This window comes from Streptomyces sp. RPA4-2, from assembly GCF_012273515.2.
Taxonomy (GTDB): domain Bacteria; phylum Actinomycetota; class Actinomycetes; order Streptomycetales; family Streptomycetaceae; genus Streptomyces; species Streptomyces kaempferi.
Genome location: NZ_CP050975.2, coordinates 2,498,198 through 2,518,814, shown reverse-complemented (window position 1 = coordinate 2,518,814; position 20,617 = coordinate 2,498,198). Strand labels below are relative to the sequence as shown.

The window sequence follows — 20,617 nt, the reverse complement described above, 5'->3', positions numbered from 1 at the left end:
CGCCCGGTCAAACCCTTGCGAGCCGCGGCACACGGCACCAGCCTGGGGGCATGACGGACAACTCGCCACGTCTCGACCATGTCGTTCTCTGGGTACGCGATCCGGTCGCGTCGGCCGACTTCTACGAGAGGTCGGTCGGCCTGGAGCCCCTGAGGGTCACCGAATACGCCGAGGGGAAGGAGTCGTTCCCCTCCGTGCGCCTCAATGAGGAGACCATTTTCGACCTCGCGCCGCTCCCTCTGGCGCCGTACATGAACATGGTCCCCGGGGGTGCGGACAGCGCAGGCCACCCCGTCAACCACGTATGTCTGTCGCTGGGAGCAGACGACTTCGACGCCTTGCGGACGCGCCTGGAGGAGAGGGCCGTCCCCGTCTCGGGCTTCTCCTACGACGCGTTCGGCGCCCGCGGCACGGCCAAGCGCAGCTTCTACTTCCGCGACCCGGACGGGAACGTCTTCGAGGCGCGGCACTACGAGTAGAACGGGAATACGGGAAAACGGGAAAGGGGTGCTTCCCGGACTCGGGGAAGCACCCCTCCCGTACGCCCCGGGTCAGACAGGCCGTACGCCGGCCAGTGCCCCGTGCGGATCGAGTACGTACTTGCGGCCGGCGCCCTGGTCGAACTCGGCGTAGCCGCGCGGTGCGTCCTCCAGGCCGATCACGGTCGCGTTGACCGCCTTGGCGATGTGCACCCGTTCGTGCAGGATCGCCTGCATCAGCCCCCGGTGGTACCGCATCACCGGGCACTGCCCCGTGCTGAGGCGATGACTCTTCGCCCACCCCAGACCGAGCCGCACCTTCAGCGTTCCGGTCCGCGCGTCCTGGTCGATCCCGCCGGGGTCGTCCGTGACGTACAGACCGGGGATGCCCAGCGCTCCACCCGCGCGGGTGATGCCCATCAGCGAGTTGAGGACGGTCGCGGGTGCCTCCTCGGCGTCGGGGCCGTGCGCGCGTGCCTCGAAGCCGACCGCGTCGACGGCCGCGTCGACCTCGGGTTCGCCGAGGATCTGCGCGATCTGGTCCTCCACCGGGCCCGCGGAGATGTCCACCGTCTCGCACCCGAAGCTCCGGGCCTGGGCGAGGCGTTCGGCGTTGAGGTCTCCGACGATGACGACCGCGGCGCCCAGGAGCTGCGCCGACGCGGCCGCTGCCAGACCGACCGGGCCCGCCCCGGCGACGTACACCGTCGAACCGACCCCGGCGCCCGCGGTGACCGCGCCGTGGAAGCCCGTCGGGAAGATGTCCGACAGCATGGTCAGGTCGAGGAGCTTCTCGCGCGCCTGGTCGCGGTCGGGGAACCTCAGCAGGTTGAAGTCCGCGTACGGGACCATGGCGTACTGGGCCTGGCCCCCGACCCAGCCGCCCATGTCGACATAACCGTAGGCGGCCCCCGGGCGGGCCGGATTGACGTTCAGGCAGATGCCGGTCCTGCGTTCCTTGCAGTTGCGGCACCGGCCGCAGGCGATGTTGAACGGTACCGAGACGATGTCCCCGACCTCGATGAACTCGACGTCCGGACCGCGTTCCAGTACCTCTCCGGTGATTTCGTGTCCGAGGACCAGCCCCTCGGGCGCGGTCGTACGGCCCCGCACCATGTGCTGGTCACTGCCACAGATGTTGCTGGCGAGCACCTTGAGAATGACTCCGTGCCGGCACTTGCGACCGACGTTCTCGGCGGCCACTCCCGGCCCGTCCTGCAGTTCAAGCGTCGGATGGTCGATGGTCCTGACCTCCACCGCACCCGGCTTGAGATATGCGACTGCCCTGTTTCCGCTCTCGCTCATGCGTGATCGCCGTCCCTTCGGCCCCCGTGTCTTCGGATGCCGGCGGCTGTGCGCAGGGCGGAGTCTGCTACCGGTCACGCGTTCCGACCACCCTCCGCGCGACGCCTTTCTCGAATGCCCTTAAGGTGACCGCTCATGACCGAGAACAGCCAGGCCACCCCGTCCTTCGCCGTCCACGTTCCCGACGCCGAGCTCGAGCCGGAGCCGCTCGACCCGGGCCAGATCGTCTCCGGCACCCCGGTCGTGACCGGCAAGGTGCTGTGGGAGTCGGCCGACGGCAAGCAGTCGCGCGGCATCTGGCAGATCACCCCCGGAGTGGTGACCGACACCGAGGCGAACGAGCTCTTTGTCGTCGTCAGCGGCCGCGCCACGATCGAGATCGAGGGTGGCGGTCCCTTCGAGGTGGGCCCGGGAGACGCGGCGATCCTGCGCGAGGGCGACCGTACGACGTGGACCGTGCACGAGACGCTCCGCAAGGCGTACCACATCAGCCTGTAGCCTCCGGCTTCTTCGGGCCGCCGCCCGGCGCCCGCCGCCCGGCCGGCCGCACCCCGGCCCGGACTCCGGAGCCCCCGTCCCTAACCCAGGGCCGTGGGCTTCTGGCCTGCGGTGTCCTGGAGGCCCTCCGAGGACCGGTCGTGCCTTCCACGGGTGAACAGCGCCAGCCCGCCCAGCGGGAGCAGCAGACACGCGGCGACGAGGTTCAACCACGCGTAACTCGCCTCCGCGACGATGAGCCCGGCGGTCGCCCCGCCCACACCGGCCGCCGTGTTCATGGTCAGGTCGGAGACCCCCTGCGCGGCGGCCCGCGCGGCCTGGGGCACGGAGTCCGTGAGGAGCGCCGACCCGGACACCAGTCCGGACGACCAGCCCAGGCCCAGGAGGAAGAGGCCCGCGGCGGTCTGTCCGTGGCTGCCGCCCGCCGTGCCCGCGAGCAGTGCGGCGCAGGCGAGCAGGCCCCCGGCGAGCGCTATCCCGGAGAGATGCCCGAAGCGGTCCGAGAGCCGTCCCATGAGGGGTGAGAACGCGTACATGCCCGCGATGTGCGCGCTGATCACCAGCCCGATCAGATCGATGCTCGCCCCGTGGTGCCCGAGGTCGACGGGGGTCATCGACATGATCGAGACCATCGCGGTGTGCGACACGGCCACGGTCACGAGTGCCAGCCGGGCCCGCGGCGAGGCGGCGACGGCGGCGAAACCGGCGCGGATCGACCGCGCGTCGGCGGACCGCTCCCCGGCCGGCGCGAGCGCCCGAGCGGTCAGCAGCGGATCCGGCCGCAGCAGGACGGCCACCAGCAGCGCCGAGAGCAGGAAGACCCCGGCCGCCCAGACGAACGGCCCGGCCGCCTGAGGTATCCCGAGCCCGGACACGCTGCGCCCCGCAGGTGCGGCGATGTTGGGCCCGAGCACCGCTCCGATCGTGGTGGCCCACACCACGTTCGAGATGGCGCGGGCGCGCCGCTGCGGTTCGGCCAGATCGGCGGCCGCGAACCGCGCCTGAAGGTTCGCCGACGAGGCCGCGCCGAACCCCGCCATGCCGAGCAGCAGCAGGGGGAAGCTCCCGACGCGCGCGGCGACCACGACGAGGCAGGCCCCCGACGCGCCGATGAGATACGCGAGGACGAGCCCGGGCCGACGCCCGCGCGCGGTCATCAGCGCGGCCAGCGGCACGGAGAGCACCGCCGTGCCGGTGACCGTCGCGGTGGGCGCGAGACCCGACAGCGACTCGGTCCCGCTGACCTGCTTGGCCAGTACGGTGGCGAGCGCGATGCCGGTGGCGACACCGAGCCCGCCGAGGATCTGGCCCGCGATCAGTACGGCGGTGATCCGGCGCCGCAGCGCCGGTATCCCCTCGATGTCCACGGGTACGGCAGCCTGCCGTCCGACGGCGGTCACCGCGACCACCCGGACGTCGAACAAGCGGAACGAGCCGGGCAGGCGGAAGCGGAGCGGGCTACTACGGGACACGCGTCAGCGGGGTATGCGGCCACGGGGCGTGCGGATGCGGTGGAACGGGCTCGGGTCACCGGCGCAGTGTCCATTCCGCGCCGTGTGCGAACAAGGCCGTGTGTGAACAAGGCCGTGTGCGAACGAGACGGAGCACGCAAGGGTGGCTCGCCGGCTGTCTCCACGGGCGCCGCCACACCCCGCCGGATGAGCGGCGGCTTCAGGAGGGCCGTTCGGGACCGCCGTTCCCGGTCTGCGTTCCTGGTCTCCGCTTCAGAACAGCGGTTCCGGCAGCACCCCTTCCAGCGCCAGCAGCCGCCGCTTCGTCTCCAGTCCGCCCCCGAACCCTCCGATGCCGCCGTCGCTCTCCACGACCCGGTGACACGGCACGACGACCGGCAGCGGGTTCGAGCCCATTGCCACGCCGACCGCCTGCGCCGCGCCCGGCTGCCCCACCCGCCGGGCGAGGTCGCCATAGCCCACGACCGCGCCGTACGCGACGCCGGACTCCAGCTCACGCAGCACCTGGCGGTTGAACCCGGAGATGAGCGACCAGTCCAGCGGCAGCTCGAAGTCACGACGCTCACCCGCGAAGTACGCCCCGACCTGGCGTATCGCTTCGGCCAGGAGCGGAGATGCCGGTGCCTCGACCGGCTCGGTGCCCAAGCGTGCGGCGAGCCGCTCGAGCGCCCTGTCGCGGACCGCGTCCGTGGCGTGGAACACCACGTTCACCAGGCCGTCGTCCGTGGCCGCCAGCAGCAGCGGACCGATGTCCGTGCCGACGACGCTCCACACGGCCCGATGCTCGTCCTGCCCATGGCTGTTCATGAGATCCACCGTACGACGCGCCACTGACAACGCCCGTGGCCCGCCCGTGGTCTCCGGGCGCGGCACGGGCACCGGTCGGCGTCCGTGCCGCGCCCCACGGCCCTCGGGTGGCCGTTAGCTCTCCTGCAGCGCGCTGCGGACCGCATCGGGTTTGTTCGTGATGACGCCGTCCACGCCGTAGCCCGCCAGGCGCTGGGCGGTGTCCGCGTCGTCGACGGTCCAGACGAAGACCTTCATCGGCCTGCCGTGCGGCCCCTTGAAGGCATGGACCGTGTAGACGTAACCGGAGGTGAGGGAGGCGCTGTCCGGGTTGATCAGGTCGGCGAACCGCGCGTACTCGCGCAACTGCGCGTACGTCGGCTTGCCCAGGAAGGCCGTCGTGATCCCGGGACGCAGATCGTGGACCGTTCGCACGCTCCGCGCGCTGAAACTCTGGACGACCAGCCGGTGCCGCAGGTGCTCCGGGTCGAGCCAGCCCTCGTTGCTCAGCAGCTTGAGGGTCTGCCGCTCGATGCCCGGATAGAGGTCGGGGTTCTTGATCTCCAGGACGAGCTTCTGGTGGTTGTGCGAGACCCGCTCCATGTACTGGCGCAGCGTCGGCACGCGCGTACCGACGTACCGACGGCCGTACCAGCTGCCCGCGTCGAGACGCGCGATCTCCGCGGCGGTGAAGTCCTTCACCTTCCAGGGAGCCCGGTGGGGATAGACCTTCTCGACATCGGTCGTGCGCGCCAGTGTGGCGTCGTGGAGGACGACGAGCTCACCGTCCTTGGTGCGCTGGACGTCGTTCTCGACCCAGTGGAAACCCATCGCGGCGGCCTTGTCGATGGAGGCCAGGGTGTTCTCGGGCGCGTACGCGGAGGCGCCGCGGTGCGCGACGATCACGACACCGCCGTCCGGGGAGCCGGCCCGCGTGTGGGGAGCGGGCAGTAATGAGGCGGTGCCCCCGAGAAGCACGGTGCCCCCGAGAATCGCTGTGGTCGTGGCGGCGGCCACGCGCGCGTGCATACGTACTCCTCGCGTCGGTCGATCACGTACAGCTCAAGAGTGACAGCAGGGAGTGACACGTGGGGGAGGTGCGCCGGGCGCGGATCGAATGGAGTTGACCAAGTCCGCTCACCGACAACGCACAAGTGCGGCGAGATCGTGATTCTTTGCCGGAACATCGTTCGACCATTCCGGTGGGGGTCATACTCTCTGCCTCACCCCCGGCCGTTGACGCGGCCTGGAGTGTGGGGGCGTTTCTGGGATTTCCGGTGCAAAAGGGCGGGAAGGACAGCCGTACATGCAGGGCACGATCGACGGCTTCAGCTACGGACTCGTCACACCGGTGGTGGCGTTCCTCATGGCCTGCCTGGGTGGAGCGCTCGGCCTTCGGTGCACCACCAGATCGATGCTGGCCACCCGTTCCTGGCGGACCGGCTGGCTCGCCCTCGGCTCGGCCGCGATCGGTTCCGGCATCTGGACCATGCACTTCATCGCCATGATGGGGTTCTCGGTCGATGGGACCCCGATCCACTACGACAGGCCCACGACGTTCGCGAGCCTGGGCGTGGCCATCGTCATGGTCGGCGTCGGGATCTTCATCGTGGGCTACCGCGGCGCCACCGGCACGGCACTGTTCACCGGGGGCACCATCACCGGTCTGGGCATCGCCTCCATGCACTATTTGGGCATGGCCGGCATGCGCCTGAACGGAAAGCTGGAGTACAACACCCTCACCGTCTCCGCCTCGGTCGTCATAGCCGTCGTCGCCGCCATCACCGCGCTGTGGGCGGCGGGCCAGGTCCGGGGATTCCTCTGGAGCGTGGGCGCCAGCCTCGTCATGGGGCTGGCTGTCAGCGGCATGCACTACACGGGTATGGCCGCCCTCAGCGTCCATCTCCACCACACCTCCAGCACCCCCGCGGGCGATTCGGCCACCTCCTTGCTCGCGCCCATGATGATCGGCCCGCTGGTCTTCCTCTGTCTGGCCGGCGCCGTCGTGCTGTTCGACCCCCTGATGGTGACGGGCGGGCCGGACCGGACCCCCGTGGAACGCATACCCGGCATTCCGGCCCACCCCGGGGGTCTTTATTCAGGTCACAGACCGCAGCGGTACCCCGGCCACGACCGTGCGCACCGGAGCGTACGCACCCCGCAGAGCCGGTGATCGGGCCCCGTTGTCAGTGCGGGGTCGTACGGTGGAACCCATGCGGCCCGTATCAAAGATCGAACGTTCGGTGGCGCCCTTCGAGGTCGTCAGTTCCTACCAGCCGAGCGGTGACCAGCCGGCGGCCATCGCCGAGCTGGAGAAGCGCGTCCGCGCGGGTGAGAAGGACGTCGTCCTGCTGGGCGCGACCGGCACCGGCAAGTCCGCCACCACCGCGTGGATGATCGAGAAGCTCCAGCGCCCCACGCTCGTCATGGCACCGAACAAGACGCTGGCCGCCCAGCTGGCCAACGAGTTCCGCGAGCTGCTCCCGAACAACGCGGTCGAGTACTTCGTCTCGTACTACGACTACTACCAGCCCGAGGCCTACGTCCCCCAGTCGGACACCTACATCGAGAAGGACTCCTCGATCAACGAGGAGGTCGAGCGGCTGCGCCACTCCGCGACCAACTCGCTGCTCACCCGACGCGACGTCGTGGTGGTCGCCTCGGTCTCCTGCATCTACGGCCTCGGTACGCCGCAGGAATACGTCGACCGGATGGTCAGCCTCAAGGTCGGCGACGAGATCGACCGTGACGACCTGCTGCGCCGCTTCGTCGACATCCAGTACACCCGTAACGACGTGGCGTTCGCCCGGGGCACCTTCCGGGTCCGCGGCGACACCATCGAGATCTTCCCGGTCTACGAGGAGCTCGCCGTCCGCATCGAGATGTTCGGCGACGAGATCGAGGCGCTCTCCACGCTGCACCCGCTCACCGGCGAGGTCATCAGCGACGACGAACAGATCTACGTGTTCCCGGCGACCCACTACGTGGCGGGTCCCGAGCGCATGGAGCGCGCCGTCAACGACATCGAGAAGGAGCTGGGCGAGCGTCTCCCCGAGCTGGAGAAGCAGGGCAAGCTCCTGGAAGCCCAGCGGCTGCGCATGCGCACCACGTACGACCTCGAGATGCTGCGCCAGATCGGCTCCTGCTCCGGCGTGGAGAACTACTCGATGCACTTCGACGGACGTGAGCCCGGCTCCCCGCCGAACACGCTCATCGACTACTTCCCGGACGACTTCCTGCTCGTCATCGACGAGTCGCACAACACGGTGCCGCAGATCGGTGCCATGTACGAAGGCGACGCCTCCCGCAAGCGCACGCTCGTCGACCACGGCTTCCGGCTTCCCTCCGCCCTGGACAACCGCCCCCTGAAGTGGGAGGAGTTCCAGGAGCGCATCGGACAGACCGTCTATCTGTCGGCGACCCCGGGCAAGTACGAGCTCTCCCGCGCGGACGGCTACGTCGAACAGATCATCCGACCCACCGGTCTGATCGACCCCGAGGTCGTCGTCAAACCCACCGAGGGCCAGATCGACGACCTGGTGCACGAGATCCGCGAGCGCACCGAGAAGGACGAACGCGTCCTGGTCACCACGCTCACCAAGAAGATGGCCGAGGACCTCACCGACTACTTCCTGGAACTCGGCATCCAGGTGCGCTATCTGCACAGCGACGTCGACACCCTGCGCCGGGTCGAGCTGCTGCGCGAGCTGCGCGCGGGCGAGTTCGACGTCCTGGTCGGCATCAACCTGCTGCGAGAGGGCCTCGACCTGCCCGAGGTGTCCCTGGTGTCGATCCTCGACGCCGACAAGGAGGGCTTCCTGCGCTCGGGCACCTCCCTGATCCAGACCATCGGCCGCGCGGCGCGCAACGTCTCCGGCCAGGTCCACATGTACGCCGACCGGATCACCCCGGCGATGGAGAAGGCCATCGACGAGACCAACCGGCGCCGCGAGAAGCAGGTCGCGTACAACGAGGAGAGGGGCATCGACCCGCAGCCCCTCCGCAAGAAGATCAACGACATCGTGGCGCAGATCGCCCGCGAGGACGTCGACACGGAGCAGCTGCTCGGCTCGGGCTACCGCAAGGCGAAGGACGGCAAGGGAGCCAAGGCCCCGGTGCCCTCGCTCGGTGGCAAGGCGGCCAAGTCCGCCAAGAGCGCCGCGAAGACCCCGACCGACCGCCCCGCGGCCGAGCTCGCCGAGCAGATCGAGGAGCTGACGGAGCGCATGCGGGCCGCCGCGGCGGACCTCCAGTTCGAGATCGCGGCCCGACTGCGCGACGAGGTGTCGGAGATGAAGAAGGAACTGCGTCAGATGAGGGAGGCGGGCCTGGCCTGACGCCCCTTCGACCGCGCCGGACCCCGGCGGATGCGCGCTGTGTTGCAAGACCGACACAAAGCGCGCCGCGGGGTTCGGCACTGTCGGTGGCGCTGCGTAGGGTTCTGGTCATCCGTGGATTCCGCGGCAACAGGGGACAGTTCGAGAGGGGATCAGCGCGTGACGGTCAACATGACCAAGGGTCAGGCCATCAGTCTGCAGAAGAACGACGGGGGCACCCTCACCGCGGTGCGCATGGGGCTCGGCTGGCAGGCGGCACCCCGGCGCGGCCTGTTCGGCTCGCGCACCCGGGAGATCGACCTCGACGCCTCGGCCGTGCTGTTCGCCGACAAGCAGCCGGTCGACGTGGTGTTCTTCCGTCACCTCGTCAGCGACGACGGCTCCGTGCGGCACACCGGCGACAATGTGGTCGGCGGCGTGGGCCAGGGCGGCGACGACGAGGCGATCCTCGTCGACCTCCAGCGCCTCCCCGTCCACATCGACCAGATCGTCTTCACCGTGAACTCCTTCACGGGCCAGACGTTCCAGGAGGTGCAGAACGCGTTCTGCCGTCTGGTCGACGAGACCAACGGCCAGGAGCTCGCCCGCTACACGCTCGCGGGCGGCGGCCAGTACACCGCCCAGATCATGGCGAAGGTGCACCGCGCCGGTCCGGGCTGGCAGATGACGGCCCTCGGCACCCCGGCCAACGGCCGTACCTTCCAGGACCTGATGCCCGCGATCCTGCCGCACCTGTAGGCAGCCCGACCGTAGGCACGAAGCGACACAGGGGGACAAGGGGATGACGGCCGAGCTGGTCCGGGGGCAGAACCACCCGCTCTCCCAGGTCCGTCTTGAGGTCCGCGTATCGGCCGGCCGGCCGGTCGTGGCCGGTGCCACGCTCAGCGACGAGCAGGGCAGGGTCCGGGGCGTCGAATGGGTGGCGCACCCGGGCGCGCCCACCCTTCCCGGGCTCGAGGTCTCCAAGCAGGCGGCGGCCGACCACCGCCTGGCGTTCGATCTCGACGCCCTGCCAGGGACCGTGCACCGGGTCAGCGTGCTGCTCGCGCTGCCGACCGGCGTCGGTCCGGTCCGGTTCGGCGCCGTGGCCGCCCCCTTCGTCGCCGTGACCGGACTCGACGGCTCCGAGGTCGCCAGCTACACCATCACCGGCCTGGACACCGAGTCGGCCGTCGTCGCCCTGGAGCTCTACCGCAGACAGGGCGCCTGGAAGGTGCGCGCGGTCGGCCAGGGGTACGCGGGCGGCCTCGCCGAACTCCTCACCGACCAGGGACTGCCCGAGGCCCGCCGGCTCGCGGACAGCATCAACGAGGCGGTGGCACAGGGGCTGGCCCGCTCGGTGTCGGCGCCCCCGCCCCGCACGCCGGACGCGGACCGCTCACGGCAGGCGGCCGCCTCGGCACCGGGACCGGATCAGCCGTACGCCGGACCGCAGGGCGCCTCAGGGACCGTACCGCCGCTCCAGCCCCCGTCCTCGTCCCCGTACGACACGCCCGGCGGTCAGGGAGCCACCGTGCCGCAGCCGGGGTACCAGGGCGGCGGCACCGCGCAGACCGATCCCTCCGCGGTCCCCCAGCCGTCCGCGGCCGCCACCGGCCCGGTCGACTACAGCCATCCGGGCTTAAGCAGACCTCGGCGCCGCCCCCGCCCCCGCCGACCGCACCGGCCCCCGCCCGGACAGCCCGCGCGGCCCGTCGCGGGCGACGCGACCGGCTGGTCCATGGAGGAGCGCCTCTACAACCAGGTGTGGGGGATGTTCGAGGACCTGGCCCGCACCACGGCCGCCTATCGCAGCGCCGTCGACTTCGCCGACTCGCGCATGGAGCAGGAACTCGACAAGGCCCTGTCCGACCCGCGCAGCCGGATCGGCGGCCAGGGCGACGCCGCCCGCGAGGCCGCCCAGGCCAAGCACGCCGACCTGGTCGACCAGGCCCGCGCGGCGCTCGACCGGGACCTCGCCCAGCTCACCGCCGAGGCGGACGTCGTCGAGCCCGCGCTGCCCGCGGCGTACGCACGCTGGGACAACCCGGTCTGGCACGGCTACCGGGTGCCCATGGAGATCCCCATGGCCGTGCGCCTCGGCGACCTCCATCTGCCCGAGAGCGAGGAGCTGAGCATTCCGATGCTGGTCCGGCTCCCGCTGGAGCGCGGCCTGTGGATCGACAGCGGACGAGCCACTCTGGAGGACTCGCTCGCCGACTCCGACGAGCTGCGCCGGCTAGCGATGGACACGGCGGTGGCGAACGCCGCGCGGCTGCTCGCCGTCTATCCCGCGGGCGAGTTCACGGTGCACGTCATCGACCCGGCCGGTTCCGCGGCGTCGTCCCTCGCACCGCTGGTGCGCTCCGGGGTGCTGGACGGCCGGCCCGCGGCCGGTGCCACAGGCGTGGCCGACGTCCTGGCCCGGCTCACCCGGCGTGTGGACCTGGTGCAGATGGCGGTGCGCGGCGGAGCCGCCGACTCGTTGCCGCCCGGCCTCGACACCGCGGAGCAGTTGCTGATCGTCAACGACTTCCCGCACGGCTTCGACGACCGCGCCGTCACCCAGCTGCGCTATCTCGCGGACGAGGGACCGGCCGTCGGCGTCCATCTGATGCTGGTGGCCGACCGGGAGGACGCCGCCGGTTACGGACCCCTGCTGGACCCTTTGTGGCGCGCGCTGTTGCGGCTCACGCCGGTGCCCGACGACCACCTCGCCGACCCGTGGGTCGGTCACGCCTGGACGTACGAGCCCGCGCTCGTCCCGTCGGGCAGCCAGGTGCTCCAGCAGGTGCTCTCCCAGGTCGCGGCGGCCCGCCGTCCGTGGAACCGCTGACCCTTCGAAGCGCTTCACCAAGTATCAGTAAAGAGCTCTGACCAGCCAACTTGGCATTTCTTTTACTAATCCCTTTACCTCTACTTGGTAATTCGGGTACTCTCGTTCTCACGGAGGGGAGTACTCCCTACCTGCTGCGGCGTACCCGTCAATACGGATCTGGCCAGATCCCGGGGCGTCGGCCCGTGACCGGAAAGCGCACCACGCGCCCGACCGGACACGGGTGGAAGAGACCTCCGGTAGCGACGACGCTGAAATCTGCCGTTACGTACTGCCGGAGGCGCAGTGGATGTTTCCTTGACCCTTTGGGTCCTCACGATCCTGGGCCTTGCCGCCCTCATCGCGGTCGACTTCTTCATCGGCCGCAAACCGCACGACGTATCGATCAAGGAAGCCGGAATCTGGACGCTCGTCTGGATCGCTCTGGCCGGACTGTTCGGACTGGGGCTGCTCGTCTTCTCCGGCGGCCAGCCGGCCGGCGAGTTCTTCGCGGGCTTCATCACCGAGAAGTCGCTGAGCGTGGACAACCTCTTCGTCTTCGTCCTGATCATGGCGAAGTTCGCGGTGCCCTCGCAGTACCAGCAGCGCGTGCTCCTCGTCGGTGTGCTCATAGCGCTCGTCCTGCGCGCGATCTTCATCGCCGCGGGCGCCGCGATCATCGCGAACTTCGCGTGGGTCTTCTACATCTTCGGCGCGTTCCTCATCTACACGGCCTGGAAGCTGATCCAGGAGGCCCGGGCCGACGAGGACGAGGAGGAGTTCGAGGAGAACCGCCTGCTCAAGGCCGCGGAGAAGCGCTTCGGCGTGGCCGACCGCTACCACGGCACCAAGCTGTGGATCCGGCAGAACGGCAAGCGCGTCATGACGCCGATGCTGGTCGTGATGCTCGCGATCGGCACCACGGACGTGCTCTTCGCGCTGGACTCCATCCCCGCGATCTTCGGTCTGACCCAGGACCCGTACATCGTCTTCACGGCCAACGCGTTCGCGCTGATGGGGCTGCGTCAGCTGTACTTCCTGATCGGCGGCCTGCTGAAGAAGCTGGTCCACCTCTCCTACGGCCTGTCGGTCATCCTCGGTTTCATCGGCGTCAAGCTCGTGCTGCACGCGCTCCACGAGTCCGGCGTCCACGTCCCCGAGATATCCATCCCGGTCTCGCTCGGTGTCATCTGCGCGGTCCTGGTCGTCACGACGATCACCAGCCTGACGGCCACCAGGAAGCAGGCGGCGCGGGAGAACTCCGAAGGCACTCGGAAGGACAGCATCGACGTCTGACCACGTCGGGCGCAGGACGAGCGCACCGGGAGGGTTGCGCGGTGAACTGCTGCGCCTCCCTCCCGGTGCTTCCGGTCGCCGGGGGCGGCGCGCCATCGGAATGCGGGGGCCGCCCCCGCCTGCGACGATCGCTGCATGATCGTTCCGCTCCGGTCGCTCGTGACACGGTGGACGGCCGTCGTCCCCGTGGTCGCGGTGGTCCTGCTCGTCCTCACCTGGGGGCGCGACCTGCCCGGCGCGATGGTCGCGCTGGTGACCGTGGTCCTCGCCGGGGCGGTGCTGGCAGCGGTCCACCACGCGGAGGTGGTGGCGCACCGGGTCGGTGAACCCTTCGGCTCTCTCGTTCTCGCCGTCGCCGTCACGATCATCGAGGTGGCGCTGATCGTCACCCTGATGGCGGACGGCGGCGCCAAGAGCTCGACCCTCGCCCGCGACACGGTGTTCGCGGCCGTGATGATCACCTGCAACGGCATCGTCGGAGTGTGTCTGCTCGTCGCCTCCCTGCGCCACGGGCTCGCCGTCTTCAACGCCGAGGGCACCGGGGCAGCCCTCGCGACCGTCGCGACGCTCGCCACACTCAGCCTGGTCTTCCCGACCTTCACCACCAGCAAGCCGGGCCCCGAGTTCTCCACGGCCCAGCTCACCTTCGCCGCGCTCGCCTCTCTCGTCCTGTACGGCCTGTTCGTGACGACCCAGACCGTGCGGCACCGCGACTACTTCCTCCCGGTCACCCGCCAGGGCCAGGTGATCGACGTGGACGACCACGCGGACGCCCCGTCCGCCCGCGCAGCGAGGATCAGCATGGCACTGCTCGCCCTCGCGCTCGTGGGCGTGGTCGGCCTCGCCAAGGGCGTCTCGCCCACCATCGAATCCGGTGTCGAGGCGGCCGGCATGCCGCAGTCCGTGGTCGGCGTGATCATCGCACTGCTCGTGCTGCTCCCCGAGACGATCGCCGCGCTCCGGTCGGCCCGTCGCGACCGCGTGCAGACCAGTCTCAACCTGGCCCTCGGCTCCGCGATGGCCAGCATCGGCCTGACGATTCCCGCGGTCGCGCTGGCGTCCGTCTGGCTCTCCGGGCCGCTTGTCCTCGGCCTCGGCCCCACCCATATGGTGCTGCTCGTGCTGACGGTGGTCGTGAGCTCCCTGACGGTCGTCCCGGGACGCGCCACGCCTCTCCAGGGAGGCGTCCATCTGGTGCTGTTCGCCGCGTACCTGGAGCTGGCGGTCACCCCTTAGCCGGCACTCGGCCGACGCCCGGTGACCGGTGTTCATTCGGTGACGGCCGAGACGGCCAGACGGGGCACCGGCCGGGTCTCCGGCAGCAGCGCGAAGCACCCCAGACTGAGCAGCGCGACCCCCGTCAGATACGCGGCCACGCCCCAGGGAACCCGTTCTCCCTCGGCCACCGCCGTCGCCACGATCGGCGTGAGCGCGCCCCCGAGGACCCCGCCCAGGTTGTAGCCCACGGCCGCTCCCGTGCAGCGCACCCGAGGCTCGTACAACTCCGGAAGATACGCGGCGATCACGGCGAACATCGTGATGAAGGCGAGCAGCGCGACCAGGAACCCGAGGAACATCAGCAGGGGTTCGCCGGTCGACAGCAGCGCGATCATCGGGAACATCCACAGCGCGGCGGCCGTGCACCCCGCCAGGCACAGCGGCCGCCGTCCGTAACGGTCTCCGAGCAGTGCGACCACGGGCGTCAGGGAGCCCTTCACCACCACGGCCGCCATGATGCAGGCCAGCATGACGGTACGGCTCACACCCAGCCGCTCGACTCCGTAGGCGAGCGCCCAGGTCGTCACCGCGTAGAAGACCGCGTAGCCGACCGCGAGCCCGCCGGCCGTCAGCAGCACGAGCCGCCAGTGGTCGCGCACCACCTCGACGATCGGCGCCCGCGAGTGGTCCCGCACCTCCAGGAACCGCGGACTCTCCGGTAGCGAGCCGCGCAGCCACAGCCCCGCCGCCGCGAGCACACCCGAGGCCCAGAACGGCACCCGCCACCCCCAGTCGGCGAACTGCGCGTCGGACAGTGCCGCCGACAGCACCAGCATCACGCCGTTGGCCAGCACGAACCCCAGCGAGGGACCCATCTGCGGGAAGCTGGACCACAGCCCGCGACGCTCGGCGGGCGCGTGCTCGGCGGTCAGCAGTACCGCCCCGCCCCACTCCCCGCCGAGCCCGAGCCCCTGCAGGAACCGCAGCACGAGAAGGAGCGCGGGAGCGGCCGCGCCGAGGGTGTCGTACGTCGGTACAAAGCCGACCGCGACCGTCGCCGCGCCGGTCAGCAGCAATGAGGCGACGAGCACCGGCCGCCGTCCGCGCCGGTCCCCGATGTGCCCGAACAGCACCGAGCCGAGAGGGCGGGCGACGAACCCGACGCCGAACGTCGCGAAGGCCGCGAGTGTTCCCGCCAGTGGCGAGAAGGTGGGGAAGAAGAGTGGCCCGAGGACGAGCGCGGCAGCGGTCCCGTAGACGAAGAAGTCGTAGAACTCGATGGCCGTCCCGACCAGCGAGGCGGCCGCGAGCCTGAGCATGGAGGGAGCCCTTACGGTGCGTACGTCGTGCATGCCGCGTCAACTACCCACAGTGACCAACGGTTACGGGGGGCGTGCGGAAGCGCAGGGTGTGTCAGCAGGTGACGGTGATGCGCCGGGGCGGGGCCGTCGACACGGATCGCTCCCCCCTGGGTGACGACCAGTCGGGGATCGTCGTGCCGCGGGTCCGCGTCGAAGCCGATCGTGGCGCCGGGAGCGTAGCCATGAGGGGAGCGTACGGACGGTCACGGAGGGGTCGCACCGTGATAGACCGGGTTGCGAGCAGCGGTCCTTGACGGGCCGGCAGACCTGGAAGGACCGGAGGAACCGTGCCCCGCACTCTCGCCACCGCCCCGATCATGATTCTCAACGGGCCCAATCTGAACCTCCTCGGGCAGCGGCAGCCGGAGATCTACGGTTCCGACACGCTCGCCGACGTCGAGGCCCTGTGCGCCAAGGCGGCGGCCGCGCACGGCGGCACGGTGGACTTCCGCCAGTCCAACCACGAGGGCGAACTGGTCGACTGGATCCACGAGGCGCGGCAGAACCACGCCGGGATCGTGATCAACCCGGCCGCCTACTCGCACACCTCCGTCGCGATCCTGGACGCGCTCAACACCTGTGACGGACTGCCGGTGGTGGAGGTCCACATCTCCAACATCCACCAGCGCGAGGAGTTCCGGCACCACTCGTACGTCTCGCTGCGGGCCGACGGGGTCATCGCCGGATGCGGTGTGCAGGGGTACGCGTTCGCGGTGGAGCGGGTCGCGGCGCTGGCGGGAACGGGGAGGACGGAGGCCTGACCGAGGCGGCCGCGGTCAGAGCCGTCCCGCCGCCACGATCCGGCGCAGGAACCGCCGGGTGCGCTCCTCACGCGGGTTCCCGAAGACCTCCTCGGCCGTGCCGCGTTCGAGGACCACACCGCCGTCCAGGAAGCACACCTGGTCGGCCACCTCGCGGGCGAAGCCCATCTCATGGGTGGCCAGCACCATGGTCATGCCCTCGTCCTTCAGGTCCCGGACGACGGCCAGGACCTCGCCCACGAGCTCCGGGTCGAGGGCGGCGGTGATCTCGTCGAGCAGCAGCAGCCGGGGACGTACGGCCAACGCGCGGACGATCGCGGCCCGTTGCTGCTGGCCGCCGCTGAGCCGGTCGGGATACTCGCCGGCCTTGGCCCCGAGGCCGAGCCGGTCGAGCAGTTCCCGGGCGTGCGCCTCCGCCTCGGCGCGGCTCGCACCGTGCACACGGCGCGGTGCCAGCGTGATGTTCTCCAGGACCGTCATGTGCGGAAAGAGGTTGTACGCCTGGAAGACCACACCGATGCGACGGCGGACGGCGTCCTGGTCGGCCCGCGGGTGGGTGATCTCCTCCTCGTCGAGCCAGATCGCGCCGTCGTCGATCTCCTCCAGGAGGTTCGCACAGCGCAGCAGGGTCGACTTGCCCGAGCCGGAGGTGCCGATCAGCGCGGTCACCGTGTGCGGGGCGACGTCCAGGTCGACGTCCCGCAGCACCACCGTCTCGCCGAAGGTCTTGCGGACGGACTCCATCCGCAGCACCGGAGTGTCGGTCATATGGCCCCTCCCTGTGCCCGCTGACGGTCCATCCGGGCCGTGACCCAGTCCGTGAAGCGGGTCATCGGGATGGTCAGTGCGACGAAGACCAGTCCCGCGACGATGTACGGCGTGTAGTTGAGACTGCGGCCCACGATGATGTCCGCGGCACGCACCGCGTCGACCGCGCCCCCGATCGACACGAGCCCGGTGTCCTTCTGGAGGGACACCAGGTCGTTGAGGAGCGGCGGGACCTGGCGGCGCACGGCCTGGGGGATGACGACGTACCGCAGGGCCTGCCGGTTGGTGAGACCGAGCGCGCGGGCCGCCGCGCGCTGCGAGGGATGGACGGACTCGATGCCGGCCCGGAACACCTCGGCGACGTAGGCCGAGTACGTCAGGGTGAGCGCCGTGCCGCCGAGCAGCACCGGGTCCACGGTGACGCCCTGCAACCGCAGCGCGGGGACGCCCAGGACCACGATCATCAGGTTGATGATCAGCGGGAGTCCGCGGAAGAAGTCCGTGTACGCGGCTGCGAGCGCGCGCACCGGGAAGAACACCGGGCCGCGCAGGGTGCGGGCGACGGCGATCAGCATGCCCAGCACGAGGACGGCGACCCCGCAGACCAGGAGCAGCCGGACGTTGAGCCAGAGCCCTTCCAGGACCTTGGGGAACGCCTCGCGCGCGTACCGGCCGTTGAAGAACGTCTCCTTCGTGCGCTGCCAGCCCGGCGCGCTGACGACGACGAGACAGAGGGCGGCGCCGGTCACCAGGGTGGAGAGCGCGGCGATCGCCGTCGCACGACGGGCACGGGCCCGCTTGTAGCGCTCCCGCTCGATGCGCCGCCGCGACGGAACGTACGCCCCGGACGGATCGCCCTCGCCGGGGTCCTCCGCCGGGCCCTCTCCCGACTCCTCCTTCGTGACGGTCACTTGAGCACCGGAGCGTCGACGGCCTCGGACAGCCACTGCTTCTCGACCGAGGCGAGCGTGCCGTCCTCGCGCAGGGCGTCCACGGCCTTCGTCACGCACGGGGTGAGCGCGCTGCCCTTGTCGAGGACGAGTCCGAACTGCTCGGGCGCGCCACCGGTGTTCTCGAACTGCCCGACGATCTTCGCGTCCGTCACCTCGGCCGCGGTGATGTAGAAGGCGGTCGGCAGATCGACCACGATGGCGTCGACCTGACCGTTCTTCAGCGCGGACTTGGCCTGGTCGTTCTTGGCGTACGCGGCGGGCTGCCGGTCCGGCTTCACCACGTCGTCAATGTAGTTCAGGCTGGTGGTGCCGACCTGGGCGCCGAGTTTCACGTGCTTGAGATCCGCGAGGCTCTTCGCCCCGGCCGCCTTGGAGCCCTTGAGCGCGATGACGGCCTGGCGGACGTCGTAGTAGCCGGACGAGAAGTCCACGGCCTTCTTGCGCTCGGCACTGATCGACACCTGGTTGATGTCGAAGTCGAAGGTCTTCTCGCCGGGCGCGAAGGCCTTGTTGAAGGGGACGCTCTGCCAGACGACCTCCGACCTGTCGTAGCCGAGCTGCTTCGCCACGGCGTACGCGACCGCCGACTCGAAGCCCTTGCCGTTGGCGGGCTTGCCGTCCTTGAACCACGGCTCGTACGCGGGTTCGTCGGTCGCGATCGTCAGTTCGCCGGACGTCCGGGTGCCCAACGCGCCCTTCGCGCAGGTCTTTCCGGATGTCCCGGTCTTTCCGGAAGCCTTCCCGGAGGCCGGGTTCTCCGGCTGCGGGGCACAGCCCACGGCGACGGCGAGCAGGGCAACGGTGGCGGTGGACGCGGCGCGGCGCAGAGCGCGTTGGGCGAGAGGCATGGCGGGAGAGTGACAGCGCACCATGCCGTCTGTCGAGGTCACAGCGGTAATTGTCCGCATAGTGGGAACGTGTGTTGCAGTCCCGTGAACGCTCGGCGAGAAGCCCGGCCGATCGGTCCGGCGGGGGCTTCGCCGGGGCCGCCGGCCGAGGGCGGGGATCGAAGGCCGGCGGCCCGTTCCACAACAGGAGCCGTCATCCTGTGCGGGGCTGCTTCCAGTGGACTGCACCACCGCGCACGCCGGGAGCGCGCGCGGGGTGCCGAAGCGTGCGTCCGATTCACACGGGGCGCGCGATCGGCGGCTTCACGCCCCCGGCCGGGATTCCGCCGGACGGTCCGCGACGATCACCAGCCGCGCGCGTGCCACTCCGGCAGGTGCGGCCGCTCGGCGCCCAGGGTCGTGTCGTTGCCGTGCCCCGGGTAGACCCAGGTCTCGTCCGGCAGCGGGCCGAAGATCTTCGTCTCCACGTCGTGGATGAGGCTGGCGAACGCCTCCGGGTCCTTGCGGGTGTTGCCCACACCACCCGGGAACAGGCAGTCCCCCGTGAACACATGAGGGTGCCCGTGCGGGTCGTCGTAGACGAGGGCGATCGAGCCCGGCGTGTGTCCCACCAGGTGGCGCGCGGTGAGCTCCACATGCCCCACCCGGATCGTGTCGCCGTCACCGACGAGGACGTCGGTGGGCACCGGGATGCCCTCCGCGTCGTCCCGGCCCGCGTAGGTGCGGGCGCCGGTGGCCGTCACGACCTCGTCGAGCGCCTGCCAGTGGTCGCCGTGCCGGTGGGTGGTGACGACGGACGCGATGCCGTCGTCACCGATCAGCGTGAGCAGCGTCGAGGCGTCGTTGGCGGCGTCGATCAGCAGCTGCTCGTCGGTGGCCCGGCAGCGCAGCAGATAGGCGTTGTTGTCCATCGGTCCGACCGCGACCTTGGAGATCATCAAATTCTGCAGCTCGTGCACTTCGGCGGGTCCGCCGACCTTCACCGCTCCGCTGTACGTCATGGCGGCCAGCCTATAGCGGGGGAGCGGGCCCGAGGTCCGTCCCGGCCTCTACAGGGGCGGAAGCGTCGGCAGCGTTCCGCCCTCGACCAGCAGCGCGGATCCGTCGCGGCGGCCGCAGAGCCAGCCGAGCAGGTCGGCGGCCGGACCGCGCAGGGCGACCGGGCCGCCCCCGGCGCCGCCGCCGGTCGTCCAGACCTGCCCCTCGGCGGAGGCCAGCCCCGTCGACGGCACGTCCTTGTGGCCGCCGAAGCGCTCCGCGAGGAAGTCGATCTCCCGCGTCACGAACTCCGCGGGCAGATCCTCCAGCTCGTACCCGATCCCGAGGTCGACATGGTGCAGCGCGACCTCGCCCCACCGCCGGAACGGCACCCGGGCCGCGGTGTCGGTGACCCCGTTGCGCAGCTCCACCGTGCGCGACCAGTCCGCGGGTGCGGCCCCGGTCTCCTGGAAACGGGCCGCGCTCTCGCGGACGTCCGCGAGCTGTATGTCCAGGGGGCGCGGGGCGTCCCGCTCGATGTCGGCGTCCCGGGCGTCCCCGGAGACGTACATGGGGCGCCCGTCGAGGACGTTCGCCAGTGCGTCCGCGTTGCGGGCGAGGTGGGCGAGCACATGGCCACGGTTCCAGCCGGGCAGCCGTGACGGCTCGGTCACGGAGGCGTTGTCCAGTTCGGCCGCCGCGCTGAGCAGCCGTTCGGTCGCGTCACGTACAGATGCCAGGTCGCGCACATGATCCATCATGA

General features: G+C 70.4%; 19 protein-coding genes. 9 read left to right on the top strand and 10 right to left on the bottom strand.

All coding sequences use genetic code 11. The features are described 5' to 3' along the window. The first annotated feature begins 50 nt into the window (after positions 1–50). A complete protein-coding gene (locus HEP85_RS10765) occupies positions 51–479 on the top strand; it encodes a VOC family protein (protein WP_168527588.1) in 429 nt (142 codons plus the stop codon). A gap of 72 nt (positions 480–551) precedes the next feature. Here HEP85_RS10765 and fdhA read toward each other — a convergent pair whose 3' ends face one another. Then, positions 552–1,784 (bottom strand): formaldehyde dehydrogenase, glutathione-independent, encoded by a 1,233-nt coding sequence (gene fdhA, locus HEP85_RS10760; RefSeq protein WP_168527587.1) that lies wholly within the window; start codon positions 1,782–1,784, stop codon positions 552–554. Positions 1,785–1,919: 135 nt separating this feature from the next. On the opposite strand from fdhA, the gene HEP85_RS10755 reads away from it, so the two are divergent. Continuing rightward, positions 1,920–2,282 carry a cupin domain-containing protein gene (locus HEP85_RS10755; RefSeq protein ID WP_168527586.1) on the top strand — a complete coding sequence of 121 codons (363 nt, stop codon included), beginning with the start codon at positions 1,920–1,922 and terminating at the stop codon, positions 2,280–2,282. Between the two features lie 80 nt (positions 2,283–2,362). Here the strand turns inward: HEP85_RS10755 and HEP85_RS10750 are convergent, their stop codons facing one another. From HEP85_RS10750 to HEP85_RS10740, 3 genes are all read right to left on the bottom strand, one after another. After that, on the bottom strand, positions 2,363–3,682 hold the full coding sequence (locus tag HEP85_RS10750) for an MFS transporter (RefSeq protein ID WP_168533515.1): 1,320 nt from the start codon (positions 3,680–3,682) through the stop codon (positions 2,363–2,365). Positions 3,683–4,006: 324 nt separating this feature from the next. Continuing rightward, a complete protein-coding gene (locus HEP85_RS10745) occupies positions 4,007–4,561 on the bottom strand; it encodes a methylated-DNA--[protein]-cysteine S-methyltransferase (RefSeq protein ID WP_168527585.1) in 555 nt (184 codons plus the stop codon). 114 nt (positions 4,562–4,675) lie between these two features. Beyond that, the gene (locus HEP85_RS10740) at positions 4,676–5,569 is read right to left on the bottom strand and encodes a glycerophosphodiester phosphodiesterase (RefSeq protein WP_369657675.1); all 894 of its coding nucleotides are present in this window, start codon (positions 5,567–5,569) and stop codon (positions 4,676–4,678) included. Positions 5,570–5,846: 277 nt separating this feature from the next. Between HEP85_RS10740 and HEP85_RS10735 the strand changes: the two genes are divergently transcribed. The 6 genes from HEP85_RS10735 to HEP85_RS10710 all read left to right on the top strand — a co-directional run bounded on the left by HEP85_RS10735 (position 5,847) and on the right by HEP85_RS10710 (position 14,203). Beyond that, a complete protein-coding gene (locus HEP85_RS10735) occupies positions 5,847–6,713 on the top strand; it encodes an MHYT domain-containing protein (protein ID WP_168527583.1) in 867 nt (288 codons plus the stop codon). 40 nt (positions 6,714–6,753) lie between these two features. Next, positions 6,754–8,877, top strand: a complete 2,124-nt coding sequence (uvrB, locus tag HEP85_RS10730) for an excinuclease ABC subunit UvrB (protein ID WP_168527582.1) — start codon at positions 6,754–6,756, stop codon at positions 8,875–8,877. Positions 8,878–9,036: 159 nt separating this feature from the next. Next, positions 9,037–9,615, top strand: a complete 579-nt coding sequence (locus HEP85_RS10725; protein ID WP_168527581.1) for a TerD family protein — start codon at positions 9,037–9,039, stop codon at positions 9,613–9,615. A gap of 43 nt (positions 9,616–9,658) precedes the next feature. Further along, positions 9,659–11,692: a TerD family protein gene (locus tag HEP85_RS10720; RefSeq protein WP_369657674.1), complete on the top strand. Its 2,034-nt coding sequence runs from the start codon at positions 9,659–9,661 to the stop codon at positions 11,690–11,692. 285 nt (positions 11,693–11,977) lie between these two features. Beyond that, positions 11,978–12,967 carry a TerC/Alx family metal homeostasis membrane protein gene (locus HEP85_RS10715; RefSeq protein WP_168527580.1) on the top strand — a complete coding sequence of 330 codons (990 nt, stop codon included), beginning with the start codon at positions 11,978–11,980 and terminating at the stop codon, positions 12,965–12,967. Positions 12,968–13,102: 135 nt separating this feature from the next. After that, positions 13,103–14,203 (top strand): calcium:proton antiporter, encoded by a 1,101-nt coding sequence (locus HEP85_RS10710; RefSeq protein ID WP_168527579.1) that lies wholly within the window; start codon positions 13,103–13,105, stop codon positions 14,201–14,203. 32 nt (positions 14,204–14,235) lie between these two features. Here HEP85_RS10710 and HEP85_RS10705 read toward each other — a convergent pair whose 3' ends face one another. Next, positions 14,236–15,504: an MFS transporter gene (locus tag HEP85_RS10705; protein ID WP_168527578.1), complete on the bottom strand. Its 1,269-nt coding sequence runs from the start codon at positions 15,502–15,504 to the stop codon at positions 14,236–14,238. 329 nt (positions 15,505–15,833) lie between these two features. Between HEP85_RS10705 and aroQ the strand changes: the two genes are divergently transcribed. Continuing rightward, a complete protein-coding gene (gene aroQ / locus HEP85_RS10700; protein ID WP_168527577.1) occupies positions 15,834–16,307 on the top strand; it encodes a type II 3-dehydroquinate dehydratase in 474 nt (157 codons plus the stop codon). Between the two features lie 15 nt (positions 16,308–16,322). Here aroQ and HEP85_RS10695 read toward each other — a convergent pair whose 3' ends face one another. The 5 genes from HEP85_RS10695 to HEP85_RS10675 form a co-directional block, all read right to left on the bottom strand. After that, positions 16,323–17,075: an amino acid ABC transporter ATP-binding protein gene (locus HEP85_RS10695; protein WP_168527576.1), complete on the bottom strand. Its 753-nt coding sequence runs from the start codon at positions 17,073–17,075 to the stop codon at positions 16,323–16,325. Then, positions 17,072–17,986: an amino acid ABC transporter permease gene (locus tag HEP85_RS10690; protein ID WP_168527575.1), complete on the bottom strand. Its 915-nt coding sequence runs from the start codon at positions 17,984–17,986 to the stop codon at positions 17,072–17,074. The genes HEP85_RS10695 and HEP85_RS10690 overlap by 4 nt, the downstream gene beginning before the upstream one ends. Continuing rightward, positions 17,983–18,876, bottom strand: a complete 894-nt coding sequence (locus HEP85_RS10685; protein ID WP_168527574.1) for an ABC transporter substrate-binding protein — start codon at positions 18,874–18,876, stop codon at positions 17,983–17,985. The genes HEP85_RS10690 and HEP85_RS10685 overlap by 4 nt, the downstream gene beginning before the upstream one ends. A 344-nt stretch (positions 18,877–19,220) precedes the next feature. Continuing rightward, on the bottom strand, positions 19,221–19,877 hold the full coding sequence (locus HEP85_RS10680; RefSeq protein WP_168527573.1) for an MBL fold metallo-hydrolase: 657 nt from the start codon (positions 19,875–19,877) through the stop codon (positions 19,221–19,223). A 48-nt stretch (positions 19,878–19,925) separates the two neighbouring features. Next, entirely contained in the window at positions 19,926–20,615 is a 690-nt protein-coding gene (locus HEP85_RS10675) for a maleylpyruvate isomerase family mycothiol-dependent enzyme (protein ID WP_168527572.1), read from the bottom strand. Positions 20,616–20,617 lie beyond the last annotated feature (2 nt).